This window comes from Burkholderia sp. YHN3-13 (assembly GCF_055810675.1).
Window position 1 is genome coordinate 412,513 of sequence record NZ_JBVVNQ010000004.1, and the last position, 24,733, is coordinate 437,245.

General features: G+C 64.9%; 21 protein-coding genes. 13 read left to right on the plus strand and 8 right to left on the minus strand.

From position 1 onward, the window contains the following. Window positions 1-178: 178 nt before the first annotated feature. Together AC0KUR_RS13360 and AC0KUR_RS13365 are read right to left on the minus strand one after the other, a co-directional pair. Entirely contained in the window at window positions 179-1,081 is a 903-nt protein-coding gene (locus AC0KUR_RS13360; protein ID WP_226227098.1) for a TauD/TfdA family dioxygenase, read from the minus strand. Window positions 1,082-1,795: 714 nt separating this feature from the next. Further along, window positions 1,796-2,716, minus strand: a complete 921-nt coding sequence (locus AC0KUR_RS13365; protein WP_034189731.1) for a LysR family transcriptional regulator — start codon at window positions 2,714-2,716, stop codon at window positions 1,796-1,798. 142 nt (window positions 2,717-2,858) lie between these two features. Here AC0KUR_RS13365 and AC0KUR_RS13370 point away from each other — a divergent pair, with 142 nt between their 5' ends. Both AC0KUR_RS13370 and AC0KUR_RS13375 read left to right on the plus strand, forming a co-directional pair. Next, window positions 2,859-4,163 (plus strand): 3-isopropylmalate dehydratase large subunit, encoded by a 1,305-nt coding sequence (locus AC0KUR_RS13370; RefSeq protein ID WP_034189730.1) that lies wholly within the window; start codon window positions 2,859-2,861, stop codon window positions 4,161-4,163. A gap of 34 nt (window positions 4,164-4,197) precedes the next feature. After that, on the plus strand, window positions 4,198-4,737 hold the full coding sequence (locus AC0KUR_RS13375) for a LeuD/DmdB family oxidoreductase small subunit (protein WP_245169493.1): 540 nt from the start codon (window positions 4,198-4,200) through the stop codon (window positions 4,735-4,737). A 168-nt stretch (window positions 4,738-4,905) separates the two neighbouring features. Here the strand turns inward: AC0KUR_RS13375 and AC0KUR_RS13380 are convergent, their stop codons facing one another. Continuing rightward, the gene (locus tag AC0KUR_RS13380; RefSeq protein WP_034189728.1) at window positions 4,906-6,294 is read right to left on the minus strand and encodes a TolC family outer membrane protein; all 1,389 of its coding nucleotides are present in this window, start codon (window positions 6,292-6,294) and stop codon (window positions 4,906-4,908) included. A gap of 277 nt (window positions 6,295-6,571) precedes the next feature. Here AC0KUR_RS13380 and AC0KUR_RS13385 point away from each other — a divergent pair, with 277 nt between their 5' ends. From AC0KUR_RS13385 to thrS, 7 genes are all read left to right on the plus strand, one after another. Further along, the gene (locus AC0KUR_RS13385) at window positions 6,572-7,066 is read left to right on the plus strand and encodes a YbhB/YbcL family Raf kinase inhibitor-like protein (protein ID WP_034189727.1); all 495 of its coding nucleotides are present in this window, start codon (window positions 6,572-6,574) and stop codon (window positions 7,064-7,066) included. A gap of 52 nt (window positions 7,067-7,118) precedes the next feature. After that, window positions 7,119-8,357 (plus strand): HlyD family secretion protein, encoded by a 1,239-nt coding sequence (locus AC0KUR_RS13390; protein ID WP_049033755.1) that lies wholly within the window; start codon window positions 7,119-7,121, stop codon window positions 8,355-8,357. Window positions 8,358-8,423: 66 nt separating this feature from the next. Further along, entirely contained in the window at window positions 8,424-9,017 is a 594-nt protein-coding gene (locus AC0KUR_RS13395) for an L-threonylcarbamoyladenylate synthase (RefSeq protein WP_034189725.1), read from the plus strand. 15 nt (window positions 9,018-9,032) lie between these two features. Further along, complete coding sequence (locus AC0KUR_RS13400; protein ID WP_034189790.1) at window positions 9,033-10,265, plus strand: MFS transporter; 1,233 nt, start codon at window positions 9,033-9,035, stop codon at window positions 10,263-10,265. Window positions 10,266-10,315: 50 nt separating this feature from the next. Next, a complete protein-coding gene (locus tag AC0KUR_RS13405; protein ID WP_226252429.1) occupies window positions 10,316-11,413 on the plus strand; it encodes an alpha/beta hydrolase in 1,098 nt (365 codons plus the stop codon). A 66-nt stretch (window positions 11,414-11,479) separates the two neighbouring features. After that, the gene (locus AC0KUR_RS13410; protein WP_049033758.1) at window positions 11,480-13,441 is read left to right on the plus strand and encodes an aconitase family protein; all 1,962 of its coding nucleotides are present in this window, start codon (window positions 11,480-11,482) and stop codon (window positions 13,439-13,441) included. A 546-nt stretch (window positions 13,442-13,987) separates the two neighbouring features. Continuing rightward, complete coding sequence (gene thrS, locus AC0KUR_RS13415) at window positions 13,988-15,208, plus strand: threonine--tRNA ligase (RefSeq protein WP_124609191.1); 1,221 nt, start codon at window positions 13,988-13,990, stop codon at window positions 15,206-15,208. A gap of 106 nt (window positions 15,209-15,314) precedes the next feature. Here the strand turns inward: thrS and AC0KUR_RS13420 are convergent, their stop codons facing one another. From AC0KUR_RS13420 to AC0KUR_RS13430, 3 genes are read right to left on the minus strand one after another with little or no spacing between them, the layout of a single operon-like run. Next, window positions 15,315-16,049 carry a polysaccharide deacetylase family protein gene (locus tag AC0KUR_RS13420; RefSeq protein WP_059556377.1) on the minus strand — a complete coding sequence of 245 codons (735 nt, stop codon included), beginning with the start codon at window positions 16,047-16,049 and terminating at the stop codon, window positions 15,315-15,317. Window positions 16,050-16,073: 24 nt separating this feature from the next. Continuing rightward, window positions 16,074-16,634, minus strand: coding sequence for a hypothetical protein (locus AC0KUR_RS13425; RefSeq protein WP_049031011.1), 561 nt, complete (start codon window positions 16,632-16,634; stop codon window positions 16,074-16,076). 5 nt (window positions 16,635-16,639) lie between these two features. Next, window positions 16,640-17,785 carry a glycosyltransferase gene (locus AC0KUR_RS13430; protein WP_473376049.1) on the minus strand — a complete coding sequence of 382 codons (1,146 nt, stop codon included), beginning with the start codon at window positions 17,783-17,785 and terminating at the stop codon, window positions 16,640-16,642. Between the two features lie 266 nt (window positions 17,786-18,051). On the opposite strand from AC0KUR_RS13430, the gene AC0KUR_RS13435 reads away from it, so the two are divergent. The 4 genes from AC0KUR_RS13435 to AC0KUR_RS13450 all read left to right on the plus strand — a co-directional run bounded on the left by AC0KUR_RS13435 (window position 18,052) and on the right by AC0KUR_RS13450 (window position 23,080). Next, complete coding sequence (locus AC0KUR_RS13435) at window positions 18,052-18,219, plus strand: hypothetical protein (RefSeq protein WP_154233782.1); 168 nt, start codon at window positions 18,052-18,054, stop codon at window positions 18,217-18,219. A gap of 161 nt (window positions 18,220-18,380) precedes the next feature. Next, window positions 18,381-19,679, plus strand: a complete 1,299-nt coding sequence (locus tag AC0KUR_RS13440; RefSeq protein WP_034189721.1) for a dicarboxylate/amino acid:cation symporter — start codon at window positions 18,381-18,383, stop codon at window positions 19,677-19,679. A 465-nt stretch (window positions 19,680-20,144) separates the two neighbouring features. Then, on the plus strand, window positions 20,145-22,079 hold the full coding sequence (locus AC0KUR_RS13445) for an SMP-30/gluconolactonase/LRE family protein (protein ID WP_473376005.1): 1,935 nt from the start codon (window positions 20,145-20,147) through the stop codon (window positions 22,077-22,079). Between the two features lie 170 nt (window positions 22,080-22,249). Beyond that, window positions 22,250-23,080 carry a peptidylprolyl isomerase gene (locus tag AC0KUR_RS13450; protein WP_473376006.1) on the plus strand — a complete coding sequence of 277 codons (831 nt, stop codon included), beginning with the start codon at window positions 22,250-22,252 and terminating at the stop codon, window positions 23,078-23,080. 22 nt (window positions 23,081-23,102) lie between these two features. On the opposite strand, the gene AC0KUR_RS13455 is transcribed toward AC0KUR_RS13450, so the two are convergent. After that, window positions 23,103-23,540 carry a GNAT family N-acetyltransferase gene (locus AC0KUR_RS13455; RefSeq protein ID WP_059556374.1) on the minus strand — a complete coding sequence of 146 codons (438 nt, stop codon included), beginning with the start codon at window positions 23,538-23,540 and terminating at the stop codon, window positions 23,103-23,105. Window positions 23,541-23,583: 43 nt separating this feature from the next. Then, window positions 23,584-24,540, minus strand: coding sequence for an LAPAL motif-containing putative phage structural protein (locus tag AC0KUR_RS13460; RefSeq protein ID WP_473376007.1), 957 nt, complete (start codon window positions 24,538-24,540; stop codon window positions 23,584-23,586). Window positions 24,541-24,733: the final 193 nt, after the last annotated feature.

Here is a 24,733-nt window from a genome sequence, read left to right on the forward strand (position 1 = left end):
CTGCGTCACGCATGACGAAAGACCGAGGGGACTGGCGTGGGACGAAGGAGCGGCAGGGACGCCGATCGCCGGATAGGCGAGGGCGTGCTGCGTCACGCGCGCGGTACGCGCGTGACGAACCACTCCGGCCTTGGCGATGCAAGGCAGGGTGCGACCGCGACGGCAGTCGATTGGAAAATCAGGCGAGGGCGGCCGATTCCCGGACGAGGCCGGGCTGTTCCGCGAAGTAGTGGTCGAAGCGGTGCATGCTCGCGTCGTCGCGGAAGCTGTAGGTCTTCAGAAGCCAGCGCTTGAGCGCGTCTTCGTGATCGTTGACCTCGATCAGTTCGCGGTTGTGGAGCGCATCCTGATTCGCGAACGAGAACAAGTCGCCGGTGCGGATCTGCACGCGTTCCTTGTTGGCTTTCACGATCGCGTTTTTCAGCGACAGCAGTGCGTCGATTGCGCCGAGCGGCGCGCCCGGGGCGTAGGTGGTACGCGTGTCGTAATAACGGAAGCTGTGCGCGTTCTCGAGGATCACGTGCCGGTCCGACACCGTCTGATTCAGGTTCGAATCACGGGAGTATTCGTCGTACGGCGTGATGAAGTGCGGTTCGCGCAACAAGGCCTGATGCGCCTCGCTGATGTGATCGAGCAGCGCGCGGCCGTCGAGGAAGCCCGTGTAGATGCGATTGGCGTCGTTGCAACGCATGCCGAGCAGGCTGAGGTAGTCGGCCCGCACCGGGTGAGCCGTGCGGTCGTTGTGGAAGAACAGTTCGCCGTCCGTTTTCTGGGTCTGGGTCTGGCTATATTTCTTGTGGGCGTAGACGTCGTGGAAGAAGTCGCCGTTGTTGCGGGTCTGGTACGCGAGCAGCGGGGTCCGCGTCAGTTGGGCGAACAACTCGAGCAGCGCCTCGCCCACGTAGGATTTCTTCTTCGCGTACTTGTCCTGGACCGGATCATTCTGATCGAAGACCGGAATCGTGTCGTCGAGCGGGACATTGCGCAGCAGATGCGCGTAGCGCTTCTGGCCGGTTCGTTCGTTGCGGATGGTTTCGCAGACGTTCAGAAAGAAGACCGGAATGCTGCCGTTCTCGACCAAGGCGCCGATACCGCGATGAAACCCCGAGTAATCCTGGTAGGGGCTTTTATCGATTTTTCGTAGCGCGGTCGATAGGTCGCTTTTTTCTTGGTCGGAAAATTCAAACGTCGACTTCATAATATCCTCGATAAGGTAAGAAACTTCAACGCGAATTTCCAGCCCGGCCGGGCGGGAACACTACATCGCGCCCGGCATGAGGGTTCATGACGGGCACCGAATTCTTTGTTTCCGTATTCGAGAATTTCTGGTCGCAGGCGAGCCGGTTCCTTGCCAACGGAACGTTCTCCTGGCGACAGGCGTGCAAAAGCAGTCTGTTTTTAAACAAACATTGAATATTTAAATTTGATAATTTAAGGACTGCTTTTTAATGGAATCGTAAAGTTTCGATCCGTTTGATGGTCTTCATCTGGTTTATCTCTCAGGTTCCATTGTGGGTGGTTGGTGCGCAACGACGTGGCGCGCTTTATTGGAGTTCAGACTATCACCGGATTGCTGGAGACGTTACTCGAACATTTGTGGGCGTTGAATTGTTTCCAATGGGAAACTCTTGAACCGAATCGGCGCGACGAAAAGTCGTACGCATGCCTGATCGACGAGCGACCCGGACGAGCGAATGCGAGGAAGGGGGGATTGAGGCGGGGCTGCGAGACAGGGAAGCGTGAGGCAGCGCGGCGCCAATCGACGCGCGACGGGCGTCGATTGGCCGGCGTGTGACTAGTTGCCGAGCGCGCGCATTTCCGTCGCGAAGAAGCGGGTGAGATCCTGAACGAACATCCGGACACGAGGCGACAGGAAATTGTCTTCGCGATACAGCACGTAGGCCGTGCGCACTTCGGACGCCCAGTTCGGCAGCAGCTGAACCAGCTCGTTGCTGGCGATGGCGTCCCGCACGACGTAGCGCGGCAGGTAGGCGACGCCGACGCCGGCGACGGCCGCGTTCAGCAGCGCGACGCTGTTGTTCGAGCGCAGGATGCAGCGCACGCGCGTCTCGAGCTGGCGCTTGCCCTGCCGCAACTGCAGCGCGGTCGTGTGCGCGGGGCCGCGAAACAGCAGGAACGGGTGTCGAGCGAGATCTTCCGGGCGCGTGACCGGCGGGTGTGCGGCGATGTAATCCGGTGACGCATAGATGCCCCAATGGATGTCGGTCAACGCGTGCGTGTTGGTGCCCGGCTGCTCCGGGTTGTCGCGGCTGATCACGATCGCGACGTCGATGTTCTGCTCGCCGAGATCGACCATCCGGTCGGTCAGCTCGAGGTCGACCTGGACGTGGATGTTGTTCGAGATAAAACGGCACAGCGTCGGCACGATCGCGTGATTGCCGAAGGTCATCGGCGCGACGACACGGAGATTGCCGATCGGCTCTTCGTGATACTGGCGCACGAACGCGTCGGCGCCGCGCACTTCCGCGAGCAATCGCGAACAGTACGCGTAATAGGTGCGCCCGACCTCCGTGACTTCGATACGCCGGGTCGTACGTTTCAGCAGCGTGACCCCGAGCCCGGTTTCCAGCCGGCTGATCTCCTTGCTGACGGCCGACTTGGACAGGCCGAGCACTTTCGCCGCCTCCGTGTAGCTCAACGTGTCGACGATCTTCGCGAAGATCGCCATCGAATTCAGTTGATCGAGCTGATTCACTTCGTTTCTCCATGGAAACAAACGCTCGAAATATAAACGATTTGTTTTCGACTGTATGCGTGCCGTGTTACTTTTTTTGCATACGACGGCGATGCATTCATCGAGGCCGCGCCGATATCCCAATGCCAGAAAAAGGGTGAGCATGAACCACGGACAAACATTGAGCCAGAAGGTATTGGCGAAGGCGAGCGGTCGGACGCATATCACGCCCGGAGAGGTGATCTGGGCCAAGGTGGACATCCTGATGTCGCACGACCCGTGTTCGCCGGGCGTGATCAGCATCTTCAAGAAGGAGTTCGGCGCCGACGCGCGCGTATGGGATCCGGCGCGCTTCGTGATGATCCCGGATCACTTCATCTATACGGCCGACGTGCTTGCCAACCAGAACGTCCGCGTGATGCGGGAGTTCGCGCGCGAGCAGCAGATCAAGTATTTCTATGACGTCGGGACGCCGAAGTATCGCGGCGTCTGCCATATCGGCCTCGCGGAAGGGGGCCACAACCGGCCGGGCGAAGTGTTGCTCGGCACCGATTCGCACACGGTCACGTCGGGTGCGTTCGGCACCTTCGCGGTCGGCCTCGGGATCACGGACGCCGCATTCGCGCTCGGCACGGGCGAGATCCCGTTGAAGGTACCCGACACGATCCGCGTCAACTTTCACGGCGAACTGCCGCGCCATGTCCTCGCGAAAGACCTGATTCTCGCCGTGCTCGGCGAACTGACGATCGACGGGGCGACGTATCAGGCGATCGAGTTCGGCGGTGAAGTCACCGATGCGCTGTCGGTCGAAGAGCGGATGACACTCTGCAACATGGTCGTGGAATGCGGTGCGAAGAACGGGATCATGGTGCCGAATCAGGCAACGCTCGACTATCTCGCCGCGCGTAACGACATCCCGTTCGAGGTCATCACGCCCGACGCGAATGCACGGTATGCGCGCGTACTCGACATCGACGTATCGAAGCTGCAGCCCCTCGTCGCGAAACCGCATTCGCCGGACAACGTCGACAGCGTCGACAACGTCGGCGATATCCGGATCGAGCAGGCGTACATCGGTTCGTGCACGGGCGGCAAGCTCGAGGATTTCGTCGCCGCTGCGAAGGTGCTGAAAGGACGCAAGGTCGCCGTGCCGACTTTTGCCGTGCCGGCGACGAAGGAAGTCTTCCATGGCATCGTGACGACCCAGATCGGCGACACGTCGATCTACTCGATCCTGACCGATTCGGGCGTCACGCTTTCATCCGAGCCGAGTTGCGCGGCGTGCTGCGGCGGCCCGGCCGACACGTTCGGCCGCGTCAACGAACCGCTGTCGGTGGCATCCACCACCAACCGGAACTTCGTCGGCCGCATGGGCAACAAGCGCGCCAATATCTACCTCGGTTCCCCCTATACGGTGGCCGCGGCCGCGGTGGCCGGCCGGCTCGTCAATCCCAACGCATTTTTGTGAGACCCGACAGATGACCGAAAAAACGATTCGGGGCATGGCCTACGTGCTCGGCGACAACATCGATACCGACCAGATCCTGACGGCCGAGTATCTGAAGATCAATCCGTCTAGCGCGGAAGGGTACGCTCAACTCGCGTCGCTCGCGATGTGCGGGCTGCCGGAAGGTTCGATCCCGTTCATCGATCCGGCGCTTGGCAAGTCGCCGTACAGCATCGTCGTCGCCGGGCAGAACTTCGGCTGCGGCTCGTCGCGCGAGCATGCGGTGGTCACGCTCGGCGCGGCCGGTGTCAGGGCCGTGATCGCGCAGTCGTACGCACGGATCTTCTTCCGCAATTGCGTATCGACGGGGCAATTGCTGCCGGTCGCGTCGAAAGAACGGCTGTGCGAGCGGATCAGGACCGGCGACATCATCGAGATCTCGGTCGACGATCAGGTCGTCCGAATCGGCGACGGCCGGCCGGGTGCGCCGATCGAGCCGGTCGGCGAGCTCGCCAACATCGTCGATGCGGGCGGATTGTTCGCCTACGCGCGCCTGGTGGGCAAGATTCCGGCGCGCGTGCCGGAAACCGCCTGATCCATCCGTCCGGGCCGTCGGCCCGGCGGATCGCCGGCCGTCTGTCGATGCATCCGCACGACAGACGGCCGTTTTCGTTTGACGGGTCGGGTTTCGGTTGGTACGCGTTCGCTCGAACCGGCGTGACGCGTCGGGCGGGGGCGTCACCCGGCCGCGCCGCCGACGGGTTCAACGGACGGACGTCGCGGACGGCAACGACGTCGTGAGCAGCGCGTTGACGTTCGCGAGTTCGGCGTCGGTCAACTGTCCGGCGGCACGGGAGAGTTCGAGCCAGTGCAGCATGTAGTCGTAGCGGGCGCGGCTGAATGCGGTGCGCGACCGATACTGCTTGTCCTCGGCGATGAGCACGTCGGTGCTGGTGCGATCGCCGATCTCGTAGGCAGTCTTCGCGGATCGGGTCGAGGTCCGGGTCGAGACGACCGCCGAGCGCAGCGCCGCGATCATGTCTCTCCCGTTGAGCAACGACAGATACGTCTGCCGTGCATCGAGGACCGCGTTTTCGCGTGCATCGAGCAACGCGTTGCCGGCGCGGCTTTCGAGCGCAAGCGTTTCGCGCTTGCGACTCTGCACGTAGCCGCCGGTGAAGATCGGGATCGTGATCTGCACGCCGATCACCGACGAGTTGCCGGCGCCGCCCGCGACACCGATGCCGTTCTGGCTGGGCAGCGTCGCCGAGTACATGTATCGCGAGTTGCCCTGGCTGCTGTGGTTGAAGGTGGCGATCAGATCGACTGTCGGCAGGTCGGCGGACTGCGCGCGGCGGGTTTCGCGGCTGGCCATCTCGCTGTCGATCTCGCAAGTCGCGACGTCGAGGTTGCGTTGCCGCGCAAGCGTGGTCCACTGGTCGAGATCGGCCGCGGCGAGCGGCGATACCGACGCATCGTCGGGCAATGCGGCCAGCGAACCGACCGGATGGCCGACCAGCTTGTTCAGGCGTTCGGTGCGGATCTGATAGTCGTTCAGCGCACCGGCTCGCTCGGCCCGCGCGAGGTCAAGCGCGGCACGCGCCTGATCGAGATCCACGACTGTCTGCGTGCCCGCGTCGAAGGCGGCCTGGGCGATCTTGAGCTGCTCATCGAGTGCCGCCTCGTGCGCGCGCGAAAACGCGAGCTGATCCTGCGCTTGCAGCACGTCGAAGTACGCGCGCGCGACGTCGATCATCAGGGCTTGCCTGGCCTTCTCGAACACGATCTCGCTGCGCGCGACCTTCAGCTTGCCGATCTCGTAACCCTGCCAGTCGCCCCAGTGGAACACCGGTACGACGAGCGACGCGCCATAGCCATTGGTCGTGTATTCCTGGCGAGGCAGGTCGGACACGCTCGCCCAGGTCGATCCGACGCCGAGCGCCGCCTGCAGGCGCGGCAACAGCGCCGCGCGTGCCTGCGGCAACGCCTCGACGCCCGCCGCTCGCTGAGCGCGCGCGGCGGCGTAACCAGGATCGCTCGCCTGCGCGTCCTGCCACGCGCTCATCAGGTCGGTCGCATACGCGGCTTGCGCGCACGCGCCCAGCACGAGCAGCGCGCAGGCTTTCAGGGATGTCGAGAGTCGTCCGGTCATGCGATGAGGCCTCCTGAGCGTCGACCGTTCGAGGGCCGTTTGCTCCGGACTCTAACGCAGAACGGACAGCCTGCAGCGCCTGCCGAGCGTTGACTCCCTGGCGAAATGATTGTCCTCTGGGAGAAACAATCGACGTACTGGCGATCCAATTGTTCGAAGGAAAACGGGTGCGTGCTATCTTGGCCCTGCATCGAAAGCCGGGCCCGTCGCGTCGCGTTGGCCTGATGCCGCCGGCGGAATCCGAATCCGTACGCAACCGTTAGAACAGGACAGAAAAATGACAACGTTCAGCCTTACTTCGCCGGAATTCGCCGAGCAGGGCAAGCTCGCCAAGGCACACGAGTACAACGATTTCGGCGGTGACGGCGACAACCGATCGCCGGCCTTGCGCTGGATTGGCGTGCCCGCCGGCACGCGGAGTCTCGCGATCACGCTGTACGATCCGGACGCGCCGACGGGCAGCGGGTTCTGGCATTGGGTTGCGTTCGACATTCCTCCGGATACCGAAGGATTGTCCGCCAACAGCGGCGCGAAGGATGGCCGCCTGCTGCCGGCCGGCGCGATCCAGAGCACGAACGACTACGGCGTTCAAGGCTTCGGCGGCGCATGCCCGCCGCCGGGCGCGGAACCGCATCGATACGTGTTCACCCTGCACGCGTTGTCCGTCGAAAAGCTGGGTATCGACGGGACCACGCCGAACGCGGTCGCCCGGTTCCTGATTCACGCGAACACGATCGACAGCGCGTCGACGACCGCCTACTACGGACGTTGAGCGCCCGGGCCTCGATCGCACGGAATCCAACCAGAGAAAAAGGGGAAGCACGATGCGTCGCGAATCGTGGGTAGCGCTCCACGTCGATTCGGCCCGGGCGGCGTGGAAGCGTGCGTTGCCCGTGGTCGCCATCATCGTCGCGATCCTGGCGGTAGGCTGGTGGTGGCTGAAGCGGCCAGCCAGCAAGCAGGCGTTCATCAATGCCACCGTCATCGTCGTGCGGGCACCGATTGCGGGGACGTTGTCGTTCGTCCCCGGTGTCGAGGTCGGCAATTTGGCGAAAGCGTCGCAGCCGGTCGCGACGATTGCCGGCGACCTGTCGAACCCGCGTGCATCGGAGTTGCGGGTGCTCGAGCAGCAACTGAAGGTGCAGAGCAGCGATCTCGCGCAACGCGAGCGCAGCCTCGCCTTGCGGATCGCGGATCGGCAACAGCAGCAGGATCAGTACCGCAGCGAAAGCCGCAGTCAGCAGACGCTGCAGGCGCGCTACGCGGGGGCGCAGATCGCGCAGGCGCATGCGGAGCTTTCTCGCCTCGATGCAATGTCGGCGTTGTCGGAAGCCGACATGCGCCGCGCCACCGCGTTGTTCGAGAAAGGCTACCTGAGTCGCGCCGGATACGACCGCAGCATCGCGAATGCGCGGGTGAGCGTCGCGCAGGTGCAGGCGCAGCGCGCACAGGTCAGCCAGAGCGAGGCCACGTACGCCGCGGCACGCGTCGGCCTGCAACTCGACGGACCGCGCGCGCTGAGCGAGCCCGAACAGCGCAACCGGCAACTGGAGCTGGAACTCGTCGATCTGCGTCAGCAGTTGCAGGAAACGAAGGCACTTGGCGCGTCGACGAACGAGGAGCTGGCCCGCGTCAGCGCCGAATACGCGCGTCAGCGCATGGCAACGCTCGTCGCGGACCGGCCGAGCGTCGTCTGGTCGCTCGATGCGCAGAGCGGCGAAGCGCTGACCGCGGGGGCGCCGATCATGCAACTGATCGACTGCAACGACGTGTGGGTCGATGCGTTTTTCGACGAATCGGACGTGCGCGACCTGAAGGTCGGCGCGCCGGTCAAGGTGTCGCTGTCGCACGATGCGCGACATTGGACGGGGGTGATCGAGACGGTCCGGTCAGGCTCCGGCCGCGTGACGGTTGGCCAGTACGTCGCGGCACCGCCGCCCGAAATCGCTCGCCGGCAACTGCCGGTCAAGGTGGTCACGGTGCGTGTGCGGGTCGACTGGAAGCGGGCGTTGCAGCCGAGCCAGTACTGCCTGGCCGGCCGCAGCGTCGAGGTGAGCATCTGACGCGCATGTCGCGGCGACGGCGAGTCGCCGCGCTGCCCACGACTTCAACCAGAGGAGACTGGATTCATGTTACCCAACGCACATGCCGCGCAGGTCTTGAAAAACGGTGGCGTATTGATGGTGCCCACCGACACGAACTATGCGTTCGCGGCGGATCCGTGGAACGAGCGCGCCTGCGCGCGTCTGTACGAGATCAAGAAGCGCGACGTCAAGAAGCCGCTGACGCTTTTCGTGTCCGACCCGCAGGAGCTGTGGGCATATGCGAGTCTCGAAGCGGAGCAGGCCGATACGGTGCGCACGCTGATGGAACGGTTCTGGCCGGGGCCGCTGAATTTCGTGTTGCCGAAGTCGGCACGCGCGCCGGATCACCGCTACCTGAAGGAGGATTCCATCTCGGTCGTCTGCAACCGGAATCCGGTGCTGAATGAACTGATCGGAACGTTCGGACGGCCGCTCGCGATGACCTCCGCGAATCTCTCGGGCGTCGAGCACGATTGCCTGATCGACTACGATCTCGCCACGCGGACCTTTCCCGATGCGGTCGACTTCATTGTCCCGCCGGCGCCCGGCAAGCCGACGACGACGAAATCGAGCACGATCGTATCGCTGCTCGACGGTACGCTGAAAGTCCTGCGCCAGGGCGACATCGTGATCGCCTAGCGATTGCGCGTGACGATGAGCGATCCGGTCCCGACTCCGCCGCCCGGCCTCCGCGACATCCGGTTGTTCGTGCTGTACCGGGTCGTCTCGCGGTTGTACTTCCATTTGCCGGTGCTGTTCCTCCACCTTTACCTGGTGGAACTCGGGTTGTATCGCGTGATTGCACTGCTGGCCATTTACGGGCTGGTGACGACCGTCACGTCGGGGCTCGGCGGAAAGCTGCTCGGCGTGATGTCGGAAAAAAAAGTCGTGGCGGCCGGCGAAACCATGAAGGCAGGCGGAATCGTGCTGTTGCTCGCCGGCACGCGGCTCGCGGATGTCGACATGAACCTGCTGGTGCTGGCGCAGATCGTCGGCGGCACCGGATTCAGCGTCGCGTTGTCGACGGATTCAAGCCTGCTGCGCACGCTGGCGGGCGCGGCCGGCGACGCGACGCTGTTCATGCGCACGCAGACGCGCTCGCAAAGCCAGATGTTCATCGCGACGCTGGTGGCGGGATCGACCGGCAGCATCCTGTTCGACTATCAGCCGTTCTGGCCGTTCTATGCGTCACTCGCGGCAAGCATCGCGTCGACGCTGCTGGTGCTGATGATTCGCGAGCCGCGGGCCGAGCCGCGGCCGGCAACGGAAGCGGCGACCGAGGCGGCCGTGCTCGACCCGAGACAGCGTTTCTGGATGGGCTTTTACTCGTTGTCGCGCGCGTTCACCCTCGCACCGTTCGTCGGTTTCCTGCCGTTCTATTTCATCATGGTCGATGTCGATCCGCTTCTGTTCGGCGCCGTGCTCGGCCTGTTTACGCTGTCTGCGTTCGCGACTTCACTGGCCGTGAACGGATTCATTGCACGCTTCGGCGTGAAAGCGCTGATGATCGCGACGCTCGCCTGCATGTTCAGCTCCATGCTCGTGCTCGGGTGCAGCGACGTGCTGGCCTACCACGGCATCGACTATTTCGTGTCGGGGCTGGTCGGCATCAGCCTGCTCGGTCTCGGCTCGGGCGGCGTGCGGCCGGCGACGATGGCGAATCTCGACCTGTCGGCGCTCGACCCGCTTGCGCGGGTCGCGATGTTTGCGCGCATGGAACGCAACTTCGGGGTGGCCAACGGGATATTGCTCGCGATCGGTGCCTATCTGCTCGCCGATGCCGGCTTTCAGGCGCTGATGCTGTGGTTGAGCGGCCTGTACCTGCTTGCGCTGGGCGCGCTGTTCCATGCGAACCGGGCGGTCGACACCGGCGAGGCCACACCGTGAGTCATGCGCGCGTGCCCGTCAGGGGCGACATCGACCGGCGGGCGCACCGCATGCGAACGGCGCTCGCCGCGTGCATGCGGTGGCTTGGTGCGATGTCGATCGCGGCGACCGGCTGTCTGACGCTGACGGGCTGTGCCGACACGCCGGCCGATTCGACGGCGACGTATCGCAGCGATGCGCGCACGCTGGAGGTCGCGTCGATCGGCAGTTTCCATATCGGCGGACATGCGGCAGAGCTGTCCGGCCTGCCGTCGCGCAGCATCGTATTCTCGCCCGGGGCGCCGCCGACCGTCGTCGACCCGAACGGCACGTTCGAAGTCGGCCAGATGTATGTGCAGTACGTGAAGCTCGCCCATCCGCGCAAGGCGTTGCCCGTGTTGTTGTGGCACGGCGGCGGCCTGACCGGCGTGAACTGGGAGACGACGCCGGACGGGCGCGACGGCTGGCAGATGGCCTTCCTGCGCGCGGGCTACGACGTGTATGTCAGCGATGCCGTGGAGCGCGGGCGGGCGTCGTGGGCGCGTTACCCGGATCTCTATCCGGACGAGCCGTTCTTCCGGTCGAAGCGGGAAGCATGGCTGCTCTTCAGGATCGGGCCGTCCTATTCGGATACGCCAGCGTCGCGCGCGGCCTACCCGGAGTCGCAGTTTCCGGTCGACGCTTTCGATGCGTTCAGCAAGCAGTTCGTGCCGCGCTGGGCCACCAACGACGCATTGACCCAGGCCGCCTACGACGCGCTCGTGCAGCGCGTATGCCCGTGCGTCGTCATCGCGCACAGCCAGGCCGCGAATTTTGCGTTCGTGGCCGCATTGCACGCACCCGACAAGATCCGCGCCATCGTCGCGCTCGAGCCGACCGGTATGCCCGACACGAAACAGGCCGACCTGCACGCCATCGCCGCGATCCCGCAATTGTTTGTATGGGGTGACAACCTGGACGGATCGGCGTTCTGGCGTGGTTTGACCCGCGTGTCGTTGCGCTACGAGCGGGCGCTGGCGGAGCAGGGCGGGCGATTGGAAACGCTGTCGCTGCCCGCGCACGGTATCCATGGCAACTCCCACATGCTGATGCTGGACCGCAATTCCGACCGGATCGCCGCGATGGTGCAGGCATGGCTTGCCGTACGCCTGCCCCACGCCGACCCGTAAGCGACCGCCGCCGACAGCGTGGACTGCCCGGCGCCACCGATGACCGAATGCAACCGAGGAGCACTTATGGAAGATACGTTTCGACTGACGGGGAAGGTGTTGTACCTGACTCGCGATCCGGACACGATCGATGCGCAGTTCGCGGGGCGCGCGCTGACGCGGCAGGAGGCCGGTGCGTTGCGCGATGACGTGTCGACCGACGAGATCACGCCGGTCACCGTCATGCTGACCTACGACGAGCGGCTCGGCGAGTTTCCGTACGTCGGCTTCAAGGCGGGCGGCCGCTTACCGATCGGGAATCACGCGGTGCGTGACGGCGGCTTCCAGGTGACCGTGGCCGGCAAGCGATACGGCAAGGGCTCGTCGCGCGAATCGGCACCGCTGGCCGAACTGTCGGCCGGCATCCGCCTGATCGTCGCGGAAAGCTTCGAGCGGATCTACCAGCAGAACTGCGACAACATCGGCATCCTCACCACGACCGATTTCTCCGTGCTGGACCGCCTGCTCGCGGGTGAAGCGATCCCGATCGACGTGTTCCTGCAGGGCCGGGATGCGCTCACGCAACGGATTATCCGCAGCGGCGGGCTGCTCGCCTACAGCAAGACCGTCCGATGGCCGAACGCGGACGAGCGCACCGTGCCGGCCGACGCGGGCGCGGGCGCGGCGCACGGGCCGCGTACGCTCGTCGAGAAGATTCTCGCACGCCACCTTCATCCGGAAATGCAGGGGGCATCGCGAGGAGACGGCGTTTTCGTCGCCGCGGACTGGCGCTTCAGCCACGACTACTTCACCGGCATGTGTGCGTATCTGATGCACCGAGCGTTCGGCAAACCGGCGCAGCTGCACGATCCGGACCGCATCATCGCGTTCCACGATCATCTCGCACTTGCGCGGCAGAGCATTCCGCACGTGAGAGACGGGCTGCTGCCCGGGATCGCGAATCTCGTCGCCGGGCACAGCGAATTCGCACGCGATTACCCGGTGCGCGCACACGGTGCGTTGCCGGACGCGCCCGGCTCGGAAGGCATTTGCCATTCGATGATGGCGGAGCAGTACGCGTTGCCGGGGCAGATCGTCGCGGGCACCGATTCGCATACGCCGCACGCGGGTGCGTTGGGTAGCCTGGCATTCGGCGCCGGCGCCACCGAGATCGCCAACAGTTGGGTCACGGGTTATGTTCGCTGCCGGATTCCGGAAACGTTGCGGATCGAGGTTGACGGCGCGCTGCGTCCCGGCGTGACGGCGAAAGACATCGTGCTCTATCTGCTGCAGATGGACGAGATCCGCTCCGGCGGCGCGATTGGCCTGGTATTTGAATACGGCGGTTCAGCCGTGCGCGCGTTGCCGGTCGACGAGCGCGCGACGCTGACGAACATGGTCGCCGAACTGGGCGGGTTCACGGGGATCGTCGAACCCGATGCGCGGACCGTTGCGTTCCTGAAAGAACGTCGCGGTGTGGATTTCGTGCTCGAGCCGTGGATGAGAAGCGACCCCGATGCCGTCTACCGCGACGTGATCCACATCGATGCGCGCGAGATCGAGCCGATGCTGGCGCGGCCGGGCGACCCGAGCAACGGTGTCGCGGTGAGCGGGCTGGCCGATAACGTCGCGATCGACGTGGCTTACGGCGGATCGTGCACGGCCGGCAAGCAGGCGGACTTCGACTTTTATCACGAAGTGCTGCGGTGGGGCGTCGATCGCGGCATGCGCGTGGCACCGACGACACGCTTGTTCCTGCAGTTCGGCACGATGCACGTGCGCGAATACTGCGCGGAACGCGGCTATCTTCCCACGTTCGAGCAGGCCGGCGTGACGCTCGTGATGCCGGGCTGCGGTGCGTGCGCGAACTGCGGGCCGGGTCAATCGGCCACCAAGGACGATGTGACGATCAGTGCGATCAACCGCAATTTTCCGGGGCGCTCCGGCCCCGGGGACGTATGGCTGGCCAGTCCGTACACGGTTGCCGCGAGCGCGCTGGCCGGCCGTATCGTGACGTTCGAAGCGCTGCGCGCGCTGCACGCCGCGTGAGCAAAGCGGCTTCTTCGCGGTTGAAGCGTGCGGTTTCGACGGTGGCGTTGAACGCCGGCATCGAGTCGACCGTGGATCGCGCGATGGTGTGGGTACGGCCGGGTGCGTGTATGCCGGTATGCCAGGCGGCCGCGCAGCGCCGCCATGAAATGGTGGAGATCCATGGGAGGCGTTGCGTTGCGAGTGAGGTCGGGATTAGACGCAACCGGCACTCGATCGGGGTTACCGCCCGCCATGTCGTCGTGAGGCGGCGAACATACGCGCGTGAGGATTTGCTGTCGCGATACCGAACCGGCGGGCGGCGCGCGTAACGCATCGCGATTCGAACGCATGATTGACAGGCCGCACGAGGTTGACTAGATTCACCCCATGAACGCACGTTTCGTCACGACCACCACGACCACCACCACGACCGCCAACGGCGGGCCGGGGGGAGGTTGCACGTCGTAGATTCATGCGTCACATCATCCCCAGGAGCCCCGCCGGCAACGGACGGGGCTTTTTTCATGCTCCGTTCGACCGGCACCCCAGTCAACGGAGAACGTGATGGACGATTTCGATCATCGAGTGCTTGGCAGCAGACTCGATCTGTTTCACCAGCAGGATGAAAGTCCGGGCGCCATCTTCTGGCATCCGCGCGGCATGGTCCTTTACCGGACCGTCGAGGAATACATCCGCGCCAGGATGCGGCAAGCCGGCTTCGCCGAAGTCAGGACACCGCAGATCGTGTCGCGCGGCCTGTGGGAGCAGAGCGGCCACTGGGAGAAGTTCGGGAAGAACATGTTCTCGCTCGAGAGCGACAGCCACCCATACTGCCTCAAGCCGATGAGCTGCCCGTGCCATGTGCAGCTCTTCAGGAAGGGCGTTCGTTCGTATCGCGACCTGCCGGTCCGCTACGCGGAATTCGGCGCGGTGCACCGCGCGGAGCCGTCGGGCGCGCTGCACGGGCTGATGCGCGCCCGCGCCTTCACGCAGGACGATGCGCATGTGCTGTGCCTGCCCGATCAGGTCGAGGTCGAAGTCGCGCGATTCTGCGTGCTGCTGAAGACGATCTACGCGGACTTCGGGTTCGACGGGTTCGACGTCGCGCTGTCGACGAGGCCGGCGGTTCGCGCGGGCGACGATGCGGTCTGGGATCGGGCGGAAGCGATTTTGGCGTCCGCCGCCCGAGCGGCCGGCCTGGATTTCGCGATGCTGCCCGGGGAAGGCGCGTTCTACGGCCCCAAACTCGAGTTTCACCTGCTCGACCGTCAGGGGCGGAAGTGGCAGTGCGGGACGATCCAGCTCGACTTCGTGTTGCCGGAGCGGCTTGGCGCAACCTATGTCGCGGAAGACGGCGTGCGCGCGACGCCCGTCATGCTGCATCACGCGGTGCTCGGCAGCCTCGAGCGGTTCATCGGCATCCTGCTCGAGCATTACGAGGGATGGTTGCCGACGTGGCTGGCCCCCGACCAGATCGTCGTCGCGAACATCGGGCAGGACGAACGCGCATTTGCGGACAACACGGCGTTCGCGTTCGAGGACATCGGTTGCCGGGTGCTGCGGGATTTCCGTGCCGAGCGCTTGCCGCGCAAGATCTTCGACGCGCGGGAACTCGCCGCGCCGATCGTCGCGGTGGCCGGGCGGAAGGAAGCGCTGGCCGGCGAGGTGTCGCTGCGGATGAGGAACGGGGAGCAGCACGTGCTGTCGATCGACGCTGCGCTTGCGTACCTGAAGCAGCATGTGCGTGCACCCTCCGCGACGCGTGTGTTTCGCTCGCCGGTTTGACCCGGCGGCAGGCCCGTCCATGTGAAGAACGCGTTGGATGGGCGGGCCGATCGCCGTCGTGGTGAGCGGCTCGCGTATCGATGCGGGTGCCGGCGACGGCGCCGTGCTACCCGCGTGCGATGACCCGCGCCTTCACGCACTTGAGCCACAGCCGGGCGGCCCCGACACCGCCCGCGACCGGAATCCGCGGCAGCAGGAACGGATCGTCGGCCGCGCCGGCACATCCGCGCCGGGTCGTCGTCGCATTGTCGTATCCGGCGTCCGCGACCTGGTCGCGTACCCGCGCATCCAGGTCGCCGTACGGGTAGCAGAACGATTCGACGCGCTGGCCGCTCAATGCCTCGAGGCGCCGCTTCGACTCGCTTACCTGATGATCCGACTCGAACCCGGGCACCTGCGACAGCGCGACGTGATCGAGCGTATGCGAGCCGACTTCATGGCCATGGTCGCGCCACATGAGCATGTCCTCGCATGTCATCAGCGGTGAGCGCGCGGTGTCGTCAGCCGCATCCCAGTCGTTCTGGCCGCCGAAGCGGCCGGCGACGAAATAGCAGGTCGCGGTGAACCCGAGCGCGTCGAGCACCGGCATCGCATGGGTCAGTACGTTGCGAAAACCGTCGTCGAACGAAATGCCGAAGACCTTGCCGCTGCGCTCGCCGCGCAGATACGGCCGCAGTTCACGCACGCTCAGCCCACGGTAGCCGAGCCGCTTGAACAGCGTCATCTGGCGGCGGAACGCGTCCGGTGCGACGCTCAGGCCGCGTAGCCGGTCGGCCGGCGGCGGCAACGGGCGTATCTGGTGATACATCAGGATCGGATGGCGCGTGGCGGAAAGAAACATCGGCAGCCCGGGAAAAACGCGGCGTTATGCGGCCTTGCGGAAGATCCGCAGGGTCTTGAAGTCGCCGATCTCGACGAAATCGGCGTTTGCCGCCCACTGCGCGATGATCGGCTCGGCCTTGCGGTATGCCGACGAGCCCTTGTAGAACAACAGGTGACCATTGGGCGCGGTATGGCGTGCGAACAGGTCGAGCACTTCTTCGTCCGTTTTCGCGCCATAACGGCTGTTCGACTCGTCGCGGAATTCGCACAGATGGAACAGCGTGACGACGTCGAATGCCGGCAGCAGGCCCGAATTGCTCGTATAGATGTCGCCGAAATACGCGAGGTAGGTCTTGCTGATCTCCGGTTGCCGCGTGACGAGCTCGACGTACGACTTGTATTCCTTCGGCGATGCCGTCACGCCGAAAACGGTGTTGTTCAGGTGCGGCCGCGCGCATTCCATGCCGACATGGTGATGGCCGCCGGTGCCGAAGTGATAGATGCGCACGCCCCTGAGACGCACGGATTCCAGCCATTCGACGAAGTGCACGTCGCACGGACATTCCTGCGTCCGCAAATCCCAGTACTTCTTCCAGATATTCATTGCCATCAAGCGGACCTCATGGATGTCACCCAGCGGTAGGGGTTGTGTCGAATCGATTTCTGATAGACGGACAGCGTCGCGTCGACGAAGGTGTCGAACGAGAACTCGCGCTTGCCTTTCAGCCGCGCGCTGCGCCCCATCGAACGGACGCAGCCGGGTTCGCGCACGATCGCGCGCAGGATGGCCTCGATCGCTTCGGGCTCGCGCGGCGGGACGACCCAGCCGTCGATGCCCGGCTCGACGTTCTCGGGCAGCCCGCCCACGCGTGTGACGATCGCGGGGCAGCCGAGCGACATCGCTTCGCGGCACGCGTACGACAGGCTCTCGTGGTACGACAGCACGAACGACACGTCGACGATCGCGAACGGCGCCCGTACGTCGTCGAGGCGACCTGTGAACGCGGTGCGCGACGCCATGCTGTGCCGCGCGATCTGTTCGCGCTGCTCGCCGGACGGCTCCGCGCCGACCAGCAGCACGCGAAACCGCTCGCGCTCGCTTTCGGGCAGCCGGCCCAGCGCCGCGATCAGGTCCATCCAGCCTTTCTCCGGCGCGGTGCCGGCGCTGCTGCCCAGCACGATTGCGTCCGCGCCGGACGGCCCGAACAGCGCGATCTTGCGGCGGCGGATTTCGTCGCCGGCCAGCCGTTCGGCGGCCGGGCGGCGCACGCCGTGCTTCACGACCGTGACGTTTCCATACGGCGAACGCAGCGCGAGCATGCTCGCGACATAGTCGCTGACCGCGATGGTGTGGTCGGTGGCGAGCCGTGCGCGCAGCAGGTTGCCGAAACTGTCGGCCCGATAGGTGTTGTGCTTGGTGAGCACGACCGCGGGCCGGTAGCGGCACCCGAGCAGCGCGAGCATGACCTGCCGGTGGTCGGCGGACCCGTTCACGTGGAGGACGTCGAAGCGCTCGTCGACGATGCGCCGGCGCAGCCGGACGATTTCCTGGCACAGCCGGTTCCAGCGCGGCTTGAATTCCATGTCGAAGATGGCCACGTCGGGGCTGTCCTTCAACAGACGCGACAGGCGGCTTCCCGCCGGCGACGCGACGGTCACGCGGTGATGCCGGCTCATCGCGGCGGCGAGATCGCGTACGTAGGTATCCTGGCCGCCGCCGTAGTCGCCGTGGAAGTTGGTGTACAGAATGTTCATCACGATGCCGCTTTTCCTCGATCGTCCATTAAAAGGACTACTGATGAAATGAATGGCTCAACCCGTCGGGAGCAATGACTCGAACACGGTGCCGCGTTTGCGGCTCGCGATCGCGGATCGACGCCCGGGCATGGCGCCAACGCGAATCATTTCCAAATATTACATATCGTTTACGTATCGTAGTGTCGAGGTCTGCGCATCTTTGTGAGAATGTGTCGCGATCGCTTGACCGTCTCGGCCGCCTGCGCGGAGCGTGGCGCTGACGCGTGCGTGCGCGCAACCCGTTTGCCACGGCGGCGCCGACCGATTTCTCGCCGACCGGCCGGGCTGTTCCACGCCGGCCGGCCCTCGCCAGGGGTGTGCTGGATCGCGACAAAACCTGTTTTGCCGGCGACATCCGGACACAGATCAACCGGCGCCGCTTTCAGATTTGAAAGCCGGTGCGCCATTTGCGTTAGAATGCCCCCCCCTTGTCCGCCCTGGCGACCGCCAGGGCGGACTGGTCGCCCGCGTGGCGACACAGGTTCCGATTCGCAGCCGGACGCGAATGATTTGCCAGCCGTTAGCAACATACGTTTTGTGATTTGGATTACTAATGAAGAAGAAGCACAACATTACCAAGTACATCGTCATTGCGATGATGCTTGGTATCGCCGTGGGTTATGCATGCCACAGCGCGTTTCCCGACCCGAAGATGGCGAAGGAAGTCGCCGGTTACGTGTCGTTGCTGTCTGATGTATTCCTGCGCTTGATCAAGATGATCATCGCACCGCTGGTCTTCGCGACGCTGACCGTCGGCATTGCGCAGATGGGCGACGGCAGCGCGGTAGGCCGTGTGGGCGTCAAGGCGTTCGGCTGGTTCTTCATCGCGTCGTTCACGTCGCTGCTGCTCGGCCTGCTGACCGCGACGATCCTGCAGCCGGGCAGCCACCTGAGCCTGCCGCTGCCGCCTTCCGATGCGGCCCTCAACCTGAAGACGGGCGCCTTCACGCTGAAGGACTTCGTGGTCCACCTGGTGCCGAAGTCGATCGCCGAGGCGATGGCGAACAACGAAATCCTGCAGATCGTCGTGTTCTCGATCTTCTTTGGCACCGCGCTGTCCGCGCTCGGCGACGCGGGCAAGCGCCTGACTGGCGTGATCGAGGATCTCGCGCAGGTGATGCTGAAGGTGACGGGCGCGGTGATGTGGTTTGCGCCGGTCGCGGTGTTCGCGGCGCTCGCGTCGACGATCACGACCGAAGGGCTCGGCATCCTGCTGACGTTCGCGAAGTTCATGGCGAGCTTCTATCTGGCGCTCGCGCTGCTGTGGGGCGTGCTGACGCTCGCCGGCGTGACGTTCCTCGGCAAGCGTGCGTTCACGCTGATCCGGCTGATTCGCGAGCCGTTCCTGCTGTCGTTCGCGACGGCGAGTTCCGAGGCCGCGTATCCGAAGCTGCTGGACGCGCTCGACCGCTTCGGCGTGAACCGCAAGATCTCGAGCTTCGTGCTGCCGATCGGGTATTCGTTCAACCTCGACGGCTCGATGATGTACTGCACGTTCGCGGTGCTGTTCATCGCCCAGGTGTACGGCATTCATCTGCCGCTGGGCACGCAGATCACGATGCTGCTGATGCTGATGGTGACGTCGAAGGGGATGGCCGGCGTGCCGCGCGCGTCGCTGGTCGTGATCGCGGCGACGCTCAACCAGTTCAACCTGCCCGAAGCCGGGTTGCTGCTGATCATGGGCGTCGACATGTTCCTCGACATGGGGCGCTCGGCCACCAACGCGGTCGGCAACTCGATCGCGGCCGCGGTGGTCGCGAAGTGGGAAGGGCAACTCGGCGAACCGCGCGACGACAATGATTCGGACGGCGGCACGGTAACCGAGGTAAAAGTGCGGGAGACATCGGCATGATGCATGGCAGCGCGGCGACGCGTTGCCTGATCCGCAGTCGATGACAATCGCCGGCCAGGATTCGCGACGGATTCTGGCCGGCGATTTGTTTTGTGCAATGATTTTGCGCCGCATTCGGCGGCCTTTTTCGATTCTCCGCTAAAAGCGTTTGCCGTTTCAAGCGGTCGCCGCTGGACGAGCGGCGATATTCCCGCAGGCGAACGCCCGATTCTCCCCATTCCCGTGCCGGTGCGTAAGTGAACATTCACTGTCGCGCACTCGTGCTTGCCGCAAGCACGAGCGGACCGCAATTTTTTTCGATTTATATAACGCTATTCTCGCCCTGCTCATTATCGAACGCATGCCGTACGTAATACCGATTGCGCCGGATGATTCACGGGAAGAATTTACGCATTGCGGATTTCAAGCCATCTGGCCGGCCGGTCCCTCAGGTGAATGTCTGCATCATTCAGGAGAGCAACCGTCATGGTCGCCAGCAAACGAATCCAGGCTGCGCTTGTTGCCGCGGCGATCACCGCGATTGCGCCGGCCGCGCACGCGGGTAATACCACCGACTGGCTGGCGAACACCTACGGTACGCTCGCGGCGCACGTCGGCAACGTCGCGCGCGCGATGTGGGTCGCGCCCGAAGGCGTGATCTATACCGCGTCGATGTGGGACGAGGATGAAGGCGGTGTGGCGATCTACCAGAACGGCAAGAGCATCGGCTCGATCGGCACGCATTCGGAATTCCAGGGCAGCGCGATCACCGGCAACGCGACGTCGCTCTTCGTCGCGCTGCAGCCCGGCAAGACGTACGGCAGCGGCGCGGTGGGGCGCTACAACCGCGCGACGAAATATCGCGACCGCGTGATCCAGATCAGCGCGGCGACCAACCAGCCGCGCATCGACGTCGTCACCGGGCTCGCGACGGCCGGTTCGCTGCTCTATGCCAGCGACTTCTACGGCAATCGCGTGCGCGTATTCACCACCGACGGCGTGTGGCAACGGGACATCGACGTGTCGGCGCCGGGCGCGCTCGCGGTGGACGGTGCGGGCAACGTGTGGGTCGCGCAGAAGAGCGCGGGCTCGATCGTCGGCTTCAGCCCGGCGGGCGCGTTGCTGAACACGATCCGGATGCCGGCCGGGTCGCGGCCGTCGGCGCTGTATTTCGATGCGGCGGCCGGCCAGCTGCTGGCGGGCGACGAAGGCCCCGACCAGAACATCAAGCGCTATACGGTGGCGGGCCGACCGGCGCTGGCCGGCACGTTCGGCGTGCGCGGCGGCTATCTCGACACGACGACGGGCATCAAGGGGCAGGTCGGCGCGCAGCGCTTCACGCGCATCGTCGGGATCGGCAAGGACACCGGCGGCAACCTGTACGTGCTCAACAATCCGTGGGGCGGCAGCTGGGATCTCGGCCGCAACGGCGCGACCGACATTCATGCGTACAGCAGCACCGGGAGCCTGCGTTATACGCTGCAGTCGTTGAATTTCGAAGGCATCGCCGCGCCGGATCCCGTCACGGACGGCGCGCTGTTCTATGGCGGCACGCACGTGTACAGCGGCACCGCGGGCGGCAAGTTCGTCGCGAACACCGTCGATCCGTTCGCGTACCCGGCGGACCCGCGCATCAACATGAGCGACACGCAGCGCGACGAACACTTCGGTCTGCTCACGTCGGTGGGCACGAACCGGATTCTCGTCGCGGCCGGCCAGAATCCGCCGGTCTTCTACTTCTACCATTTCAACGCGGCGAACGGCTATATCGCGATTCCGGACGGCTCGATTCCGGGCCCCGCATTCAACACGACGCAGCGCGTGACGAGCGGCTTCAGCATCGACAGCAAGGGCGGCGTGTGGGCGGGCCTCGACAAGACCGGCGCGATCACGCATTACCCGCTGACCGGCTTCGACGCGAACGGCAAGCCGTCGTGGGGGCCTGGTGTCGCGACGCGCATTCCGGTCAGCATCCTGCCGCTGACGCGCATCGTCTATCTCGCGGACAGCGACACGATGGTGCTCGCGCAGGGTGCGCCCGGCAGCAACGACTGGACGTCGATCGGCACGCGCATCGAGGTGTACCACGGCTGGAGCGCGGGCAACACGACGAAGCCCGATCCGGTGATCACGCTGCCGCACAGCGGCGCCAAATCGATCGACGCGGTCGGCAATCATCTGTTCGTCGGCTACTGGTTCAGCAGCAGCGGACCGCTGTGGCCGAACGTCGACGCGTTCAACCTCGCCACCGGCAATCTCGACACCACGCTGGTCAATGCGAGCCCCGCGACGGTCGATACGAGCAGCGCGATCGACGCGATGTACAGCCTCCGCGCGTACCGTCGATCGAACGGCGAGTACGTGGTGATGAAGAACAACGTGAAGGGGAACAGCATCACCGTGTACCGCTGGACGCCTTGATGTGCCGGGCGTGCGGCCGCGTTGCGCGGCGCGGCATTCCCCAACCTCCCGACGCGGAAACGCGGTTCCGTGCACAATGACAGCGGCACACGCAGGCGCTGCGTGTGCGTGCACGATGAACCGGCGCGGCGCTCCATGCCGCGCTTCTTACGCTCGAAGCGACGATAACGATGAAGATGAAGACGACACCGAACCGCCTGGTGCTGATTGCCGCGCTGGCCGGCGCACTGTGCGGCCCTGTTCATGCGCAGACGGCCGCGACCGTCGCGACTGTCAACGGCACGCCGATCACGCAGGCCGACGTCGATACGCTGCTGCGCGCGTCCGGGCAACCCGACTCGCCGCAGGTCCGGCAGGCGATCAAGAACCAGCTGATCACGCGCGTGCTGGTGCAACAGGCCGCCGAAAAGGCGAACTACGGCGACAAGCCCGAGGTCAAGGCGGCGGTGCAGCAGGCGAAGGTGACGGCCGAGGTGCAGCTGTACCTGCGCGACAACGTGAAGCCCGAGCCGGTGACCGACGAGCAGGTGAAGGCACGCTACGACGCACTCGTCGCGATGCTCGGCAAGAGCGAATACAAGCCGCGCGTGATTGTCGTCAAGGATCCGGTGACGGCCGCGACCGTGCTGAGCGAACTGAAAGCGGGCAAGTCGTTCGACGGGCTCGCGCGGCAGTACAGCATGGCGCCGAGCCGCGACAGCGGCGGCGAGCTGCCTTGGGTGAGCTTCAACACGCCGGCGGCGGAAGGCAAGACGGGCGGGTTGCCGCTGCCGGTCGCGCAGGCGCTCGAGAAACTGGCCGTCGGCGCGACGACCAAGGATTCGATTCCGGTCGACGGTGTGCGGGCGATCGTGAAGCTGGATGCGAAGCGGCCGACGCAGGTGCCGGGTTTCGAGGCCGCGAAGCCGGGACTTCAGCAGCAGCTGCAGGCGATCGCGGTCGAGAAGGCGAGCGCGCAGATGATCGGCGATCTGCTGAAGGACGCGAAGATCACGCAGTAATGCGGCGGCGATATCGCGCGCGTCATGCGCGCCAGATCAGATTCGCGCTCGTGGCGGTTTCCGACGCGAGCCGGAAGCCGAGCCGTTCGTAGAGCCTTCGCGCCGGGTTACCGTGCAGCACGCTCAGCGAGACCGGCACGTGCTCGCGTGCGGCGTCGGCCAGCAAGGCGCGCAGCACGGCCTCGCCGATGCCGCGGCCCTGGTGCGCGGGGAGGATCTGGATCTGGTGGACGTGCCACTCGACGGCGGTGCGCGTCACCTTCAGCAGGCCGATCGCGGCGGCACCTTCGCAGACGATCATCGCGTCTTCGAAGTGGGCGCGGATGCGCTGGTCGTGCGCTGCGTCGTCGGTCGGCGCGCCGACCCGCTGCAGGTGCTCGGTCATCGTCAGTCGACGGAGCGTCAGCAGGAAGGGGAGGTCGGCGGCGGAGGCAGGACGCAGATCGATCGCCGTTTTCATGATGGATGACGGATTGCGTTGGGCATTGGAGCGGCGACGCGGATCACAGGCCGGGCAACTGAATCTGCCGGCCGGCCGGACGATGTTCGAGGACATCCGTGACTTCGTATTCGGTTTTTGCCCCGTCCGAAGTTTGCCATTGCTGCATGCGGACATTGCAGACGAGCACGTCCCCCTTGCTGAAACTGATCTGGCTGTTGTTCACGCGCGACAGGAAGCCGGCATCCGTGATCGCCGCATGAATCGTCGACGTGCCGTCGTGCAGCCGCCATTTGTTGTCGTCCTTGAACGCGAGCGACACGATCGAGAACGCCATCTTGCGATGCTCGTCGAGCAGGAGCGCATCGGCTGGCTCGGGCGCGTGAAACCACGCAATTTCGTGGCGGGCGACCGTCTCGAACACTTGCGTATCGGTGCCGGCCGCGAACATCTCGATGCCTTCGTGCGCGAGCGGCGCAAGGACCTGCGCGGTTGCGTGGCGAACGCGGACGTCGCGCAACAGCGTGAGGACGGGCAGGTCGATCTCGAGTTCGTCGCCGTCGACCTGCAGCACCGCGCCGTGGTCCTGCACCCGCACGTGCCGGATCTCGCGTCCGCGCTGCCACTTGAGGACGGCGAAAAGCCCCTTGCTCGCCTTGGGCGCGGCGATGCCGAGCGCCGCCAGGATCGTGACCGCATTGGCGAGCGCCGTGCCTTCGTTGCCGCTCAGCATGTCGCGCATGCGGCCGAGCAGCGAGGTCGCGAGCGTGAAGTCGATGCCGAAGCTGCCGGTCTTGAAGCTGCCGCGCACATTCACTTGCGGCCGAACCTGATCGCCGCACAGTGCACGCGTTGACGCGTCGAGCAAATCGCCGAATGCAAGCAGCGCGGGCGCGAGTTCGCGCACGTCCATCTCGGACGATTCGAGCGCGGGGCCGTCGTACGTGACGCGAAATCGGCTCATGGCATCAAAGGGGCCGAGATCGGCCGGGCCGGGACGGTTTCCATTGCATGTGGTCATGTCGAATGCGGGCTGGAAAGGTGGACGATACCCGAAACGAGTGCTTCCGGATGTCTTTCATGATGGGGGTGAACGACCTGCCATGCGCGAATTTGGCCATTCGGCCAGGGGGACACGCGGACGTGTCCCGACAGCATCCGGCCACCCGCGAACTTTTCCGATATCTTCCCGGTCACAACCGCCGGCTTGCGGG

What these genes read in the sequence shown, in the direction of transcription:
- AC0KUR_RS13405 (WP_226252429.1), top strand. Translation starts at nt 10,316, where the DNA reads ATGCGAACGGCGCTCGCCGCGTGCATGCGGTGGCTTGGTGCGATGTCG.
- thrS (WP_124609191.1), top strand. Translation starts at nt 13,988, where the DNA reads ATGGACGATTTCGATCATCGAGTGCTTGGCAGCAGACTCGATCTGTTT.
- AC0KUR_RS13390 (WP_049033755.1), top strand. Translation starts at nt 7,119, where the DNA reads ATGCGTCGCGAATCGTGGGTAGCGCTCCACGTCGATTCGGCCCGGGCG.
- AC0KUR_RS13380 (WP_034189728.1), bottom strand. Translation starts at nt 6,294, where the DNA reads ATGACCGGACGACTCTCGACATCCCTGAAAGCCTGCGCGCTGCTCGTG.
- AC0KUR_RS13430 (WP_473376049.1), bottom strand. Translation starts at nt 17,785, where the DNA reads ATGAACATTCTGTACACCAACTTCCACGGCGACTACGGCGGCGGCCAG.
- AC0KUR_RS13385 (WP_034189727.1), top strand. Translation starts at nt 6,572, where the DNA reads ATGACAACGTTCAGCCTTACTTCGCCGGAATTCGCCGAGCAGGGCAAG.
- AC0KUR_RS13425 (WP_049031011.1), bottom strand. Translation starts at nt 16,634, where the DNA reads ATGAATATCTGGAAGAAGTACTGGGATTTGCGGACGCAGGAATGTCCG.
- AC0KUR_RS13410 (WP_049033758.1), top strand. Translation starts at nt 11,480, where the DNA reads ATGGAAGATACGTTTCGACTGACGGGGAAGGTGTTGTACCTGACTCGC.
- AC0KUR_RS13370 (WP_034189730.1), top strand. Translation starts at nt 2,859, where the DNA reads ATGAACCACGGACAAACATTGAGCCAGAAGGTATTGGCGAAGGCGAGC.
- AC0KUR_RS13375 (WP_245169493.1), top strand. Translation starts at nt 4,198, where the DNA reads ATGGCCTACGTGCTCGGCGACAACATCGATACCGACCAGATCCTGACG.
- AC0KUR_RS13420 (WP_059556377.1), bottom strand. Translation starts at nt 16,049, where the DNA reads ATGTTTCTTTCCGCCACGCGCCATCCGATCCTGATGTATCACCAGATA.
- AC0KUR_RS13395 (WP_034189725.1), top strand. Translation starts at nt 8,424, where the DNA reads ATGTTACCCAACGCACATGCCGCGCAGGTCTTGAAAAACGGTGGCGTA.
- AC0KUR_RS13455 (WP_059556374.1), bottom strand. Translation starts at nt 23,540, where the DNA reads ATGAAAACGGCGATCGATCTGCGTCCTGCCTCCGCCGCCGACCTCCCC.
- AC0KUR_RS13450 (WP_473376006.1), top strand. Translation starts at nt 22,250, where the DNA reads ATGAAGATGAAGACGACACCGAACCGCCTGGTGCTGATTGCCGCGCTG.
- AC0KUR_RS13460 (WP_473376007.1), bottom strand. Translation starts at nt 24,540, where the DNA reads ATGACCACATGCAATGGAAACCGTCCCGGCCCGGCCGATCTCGGCCCC.
- AC0KUR_RS13445 (WP_473376005.1), top strand. Translation starts at nt 20,145, where the DNA reads ATGGTCGCCAGCAAACGAATCCAGGCTGCGCTTGTTGCCGCGGCGATC.
- AC0KUR_RS13440 (WP_034189721.1), top strand. Translation starts at nt 18,381, where the DNA reads ATGAAGAAGAAGCACAACATTACCAAGTACATCGTCATTGCGATGATG.
- AC0KUR_RS13400 (WP_034189790.1), top strand. Translation starts at nt 9,033, where the DNA reads ATGAGCGATCCGGTCCCGACTCCGCCGCCCGGCCTCCGCGACATCCGG.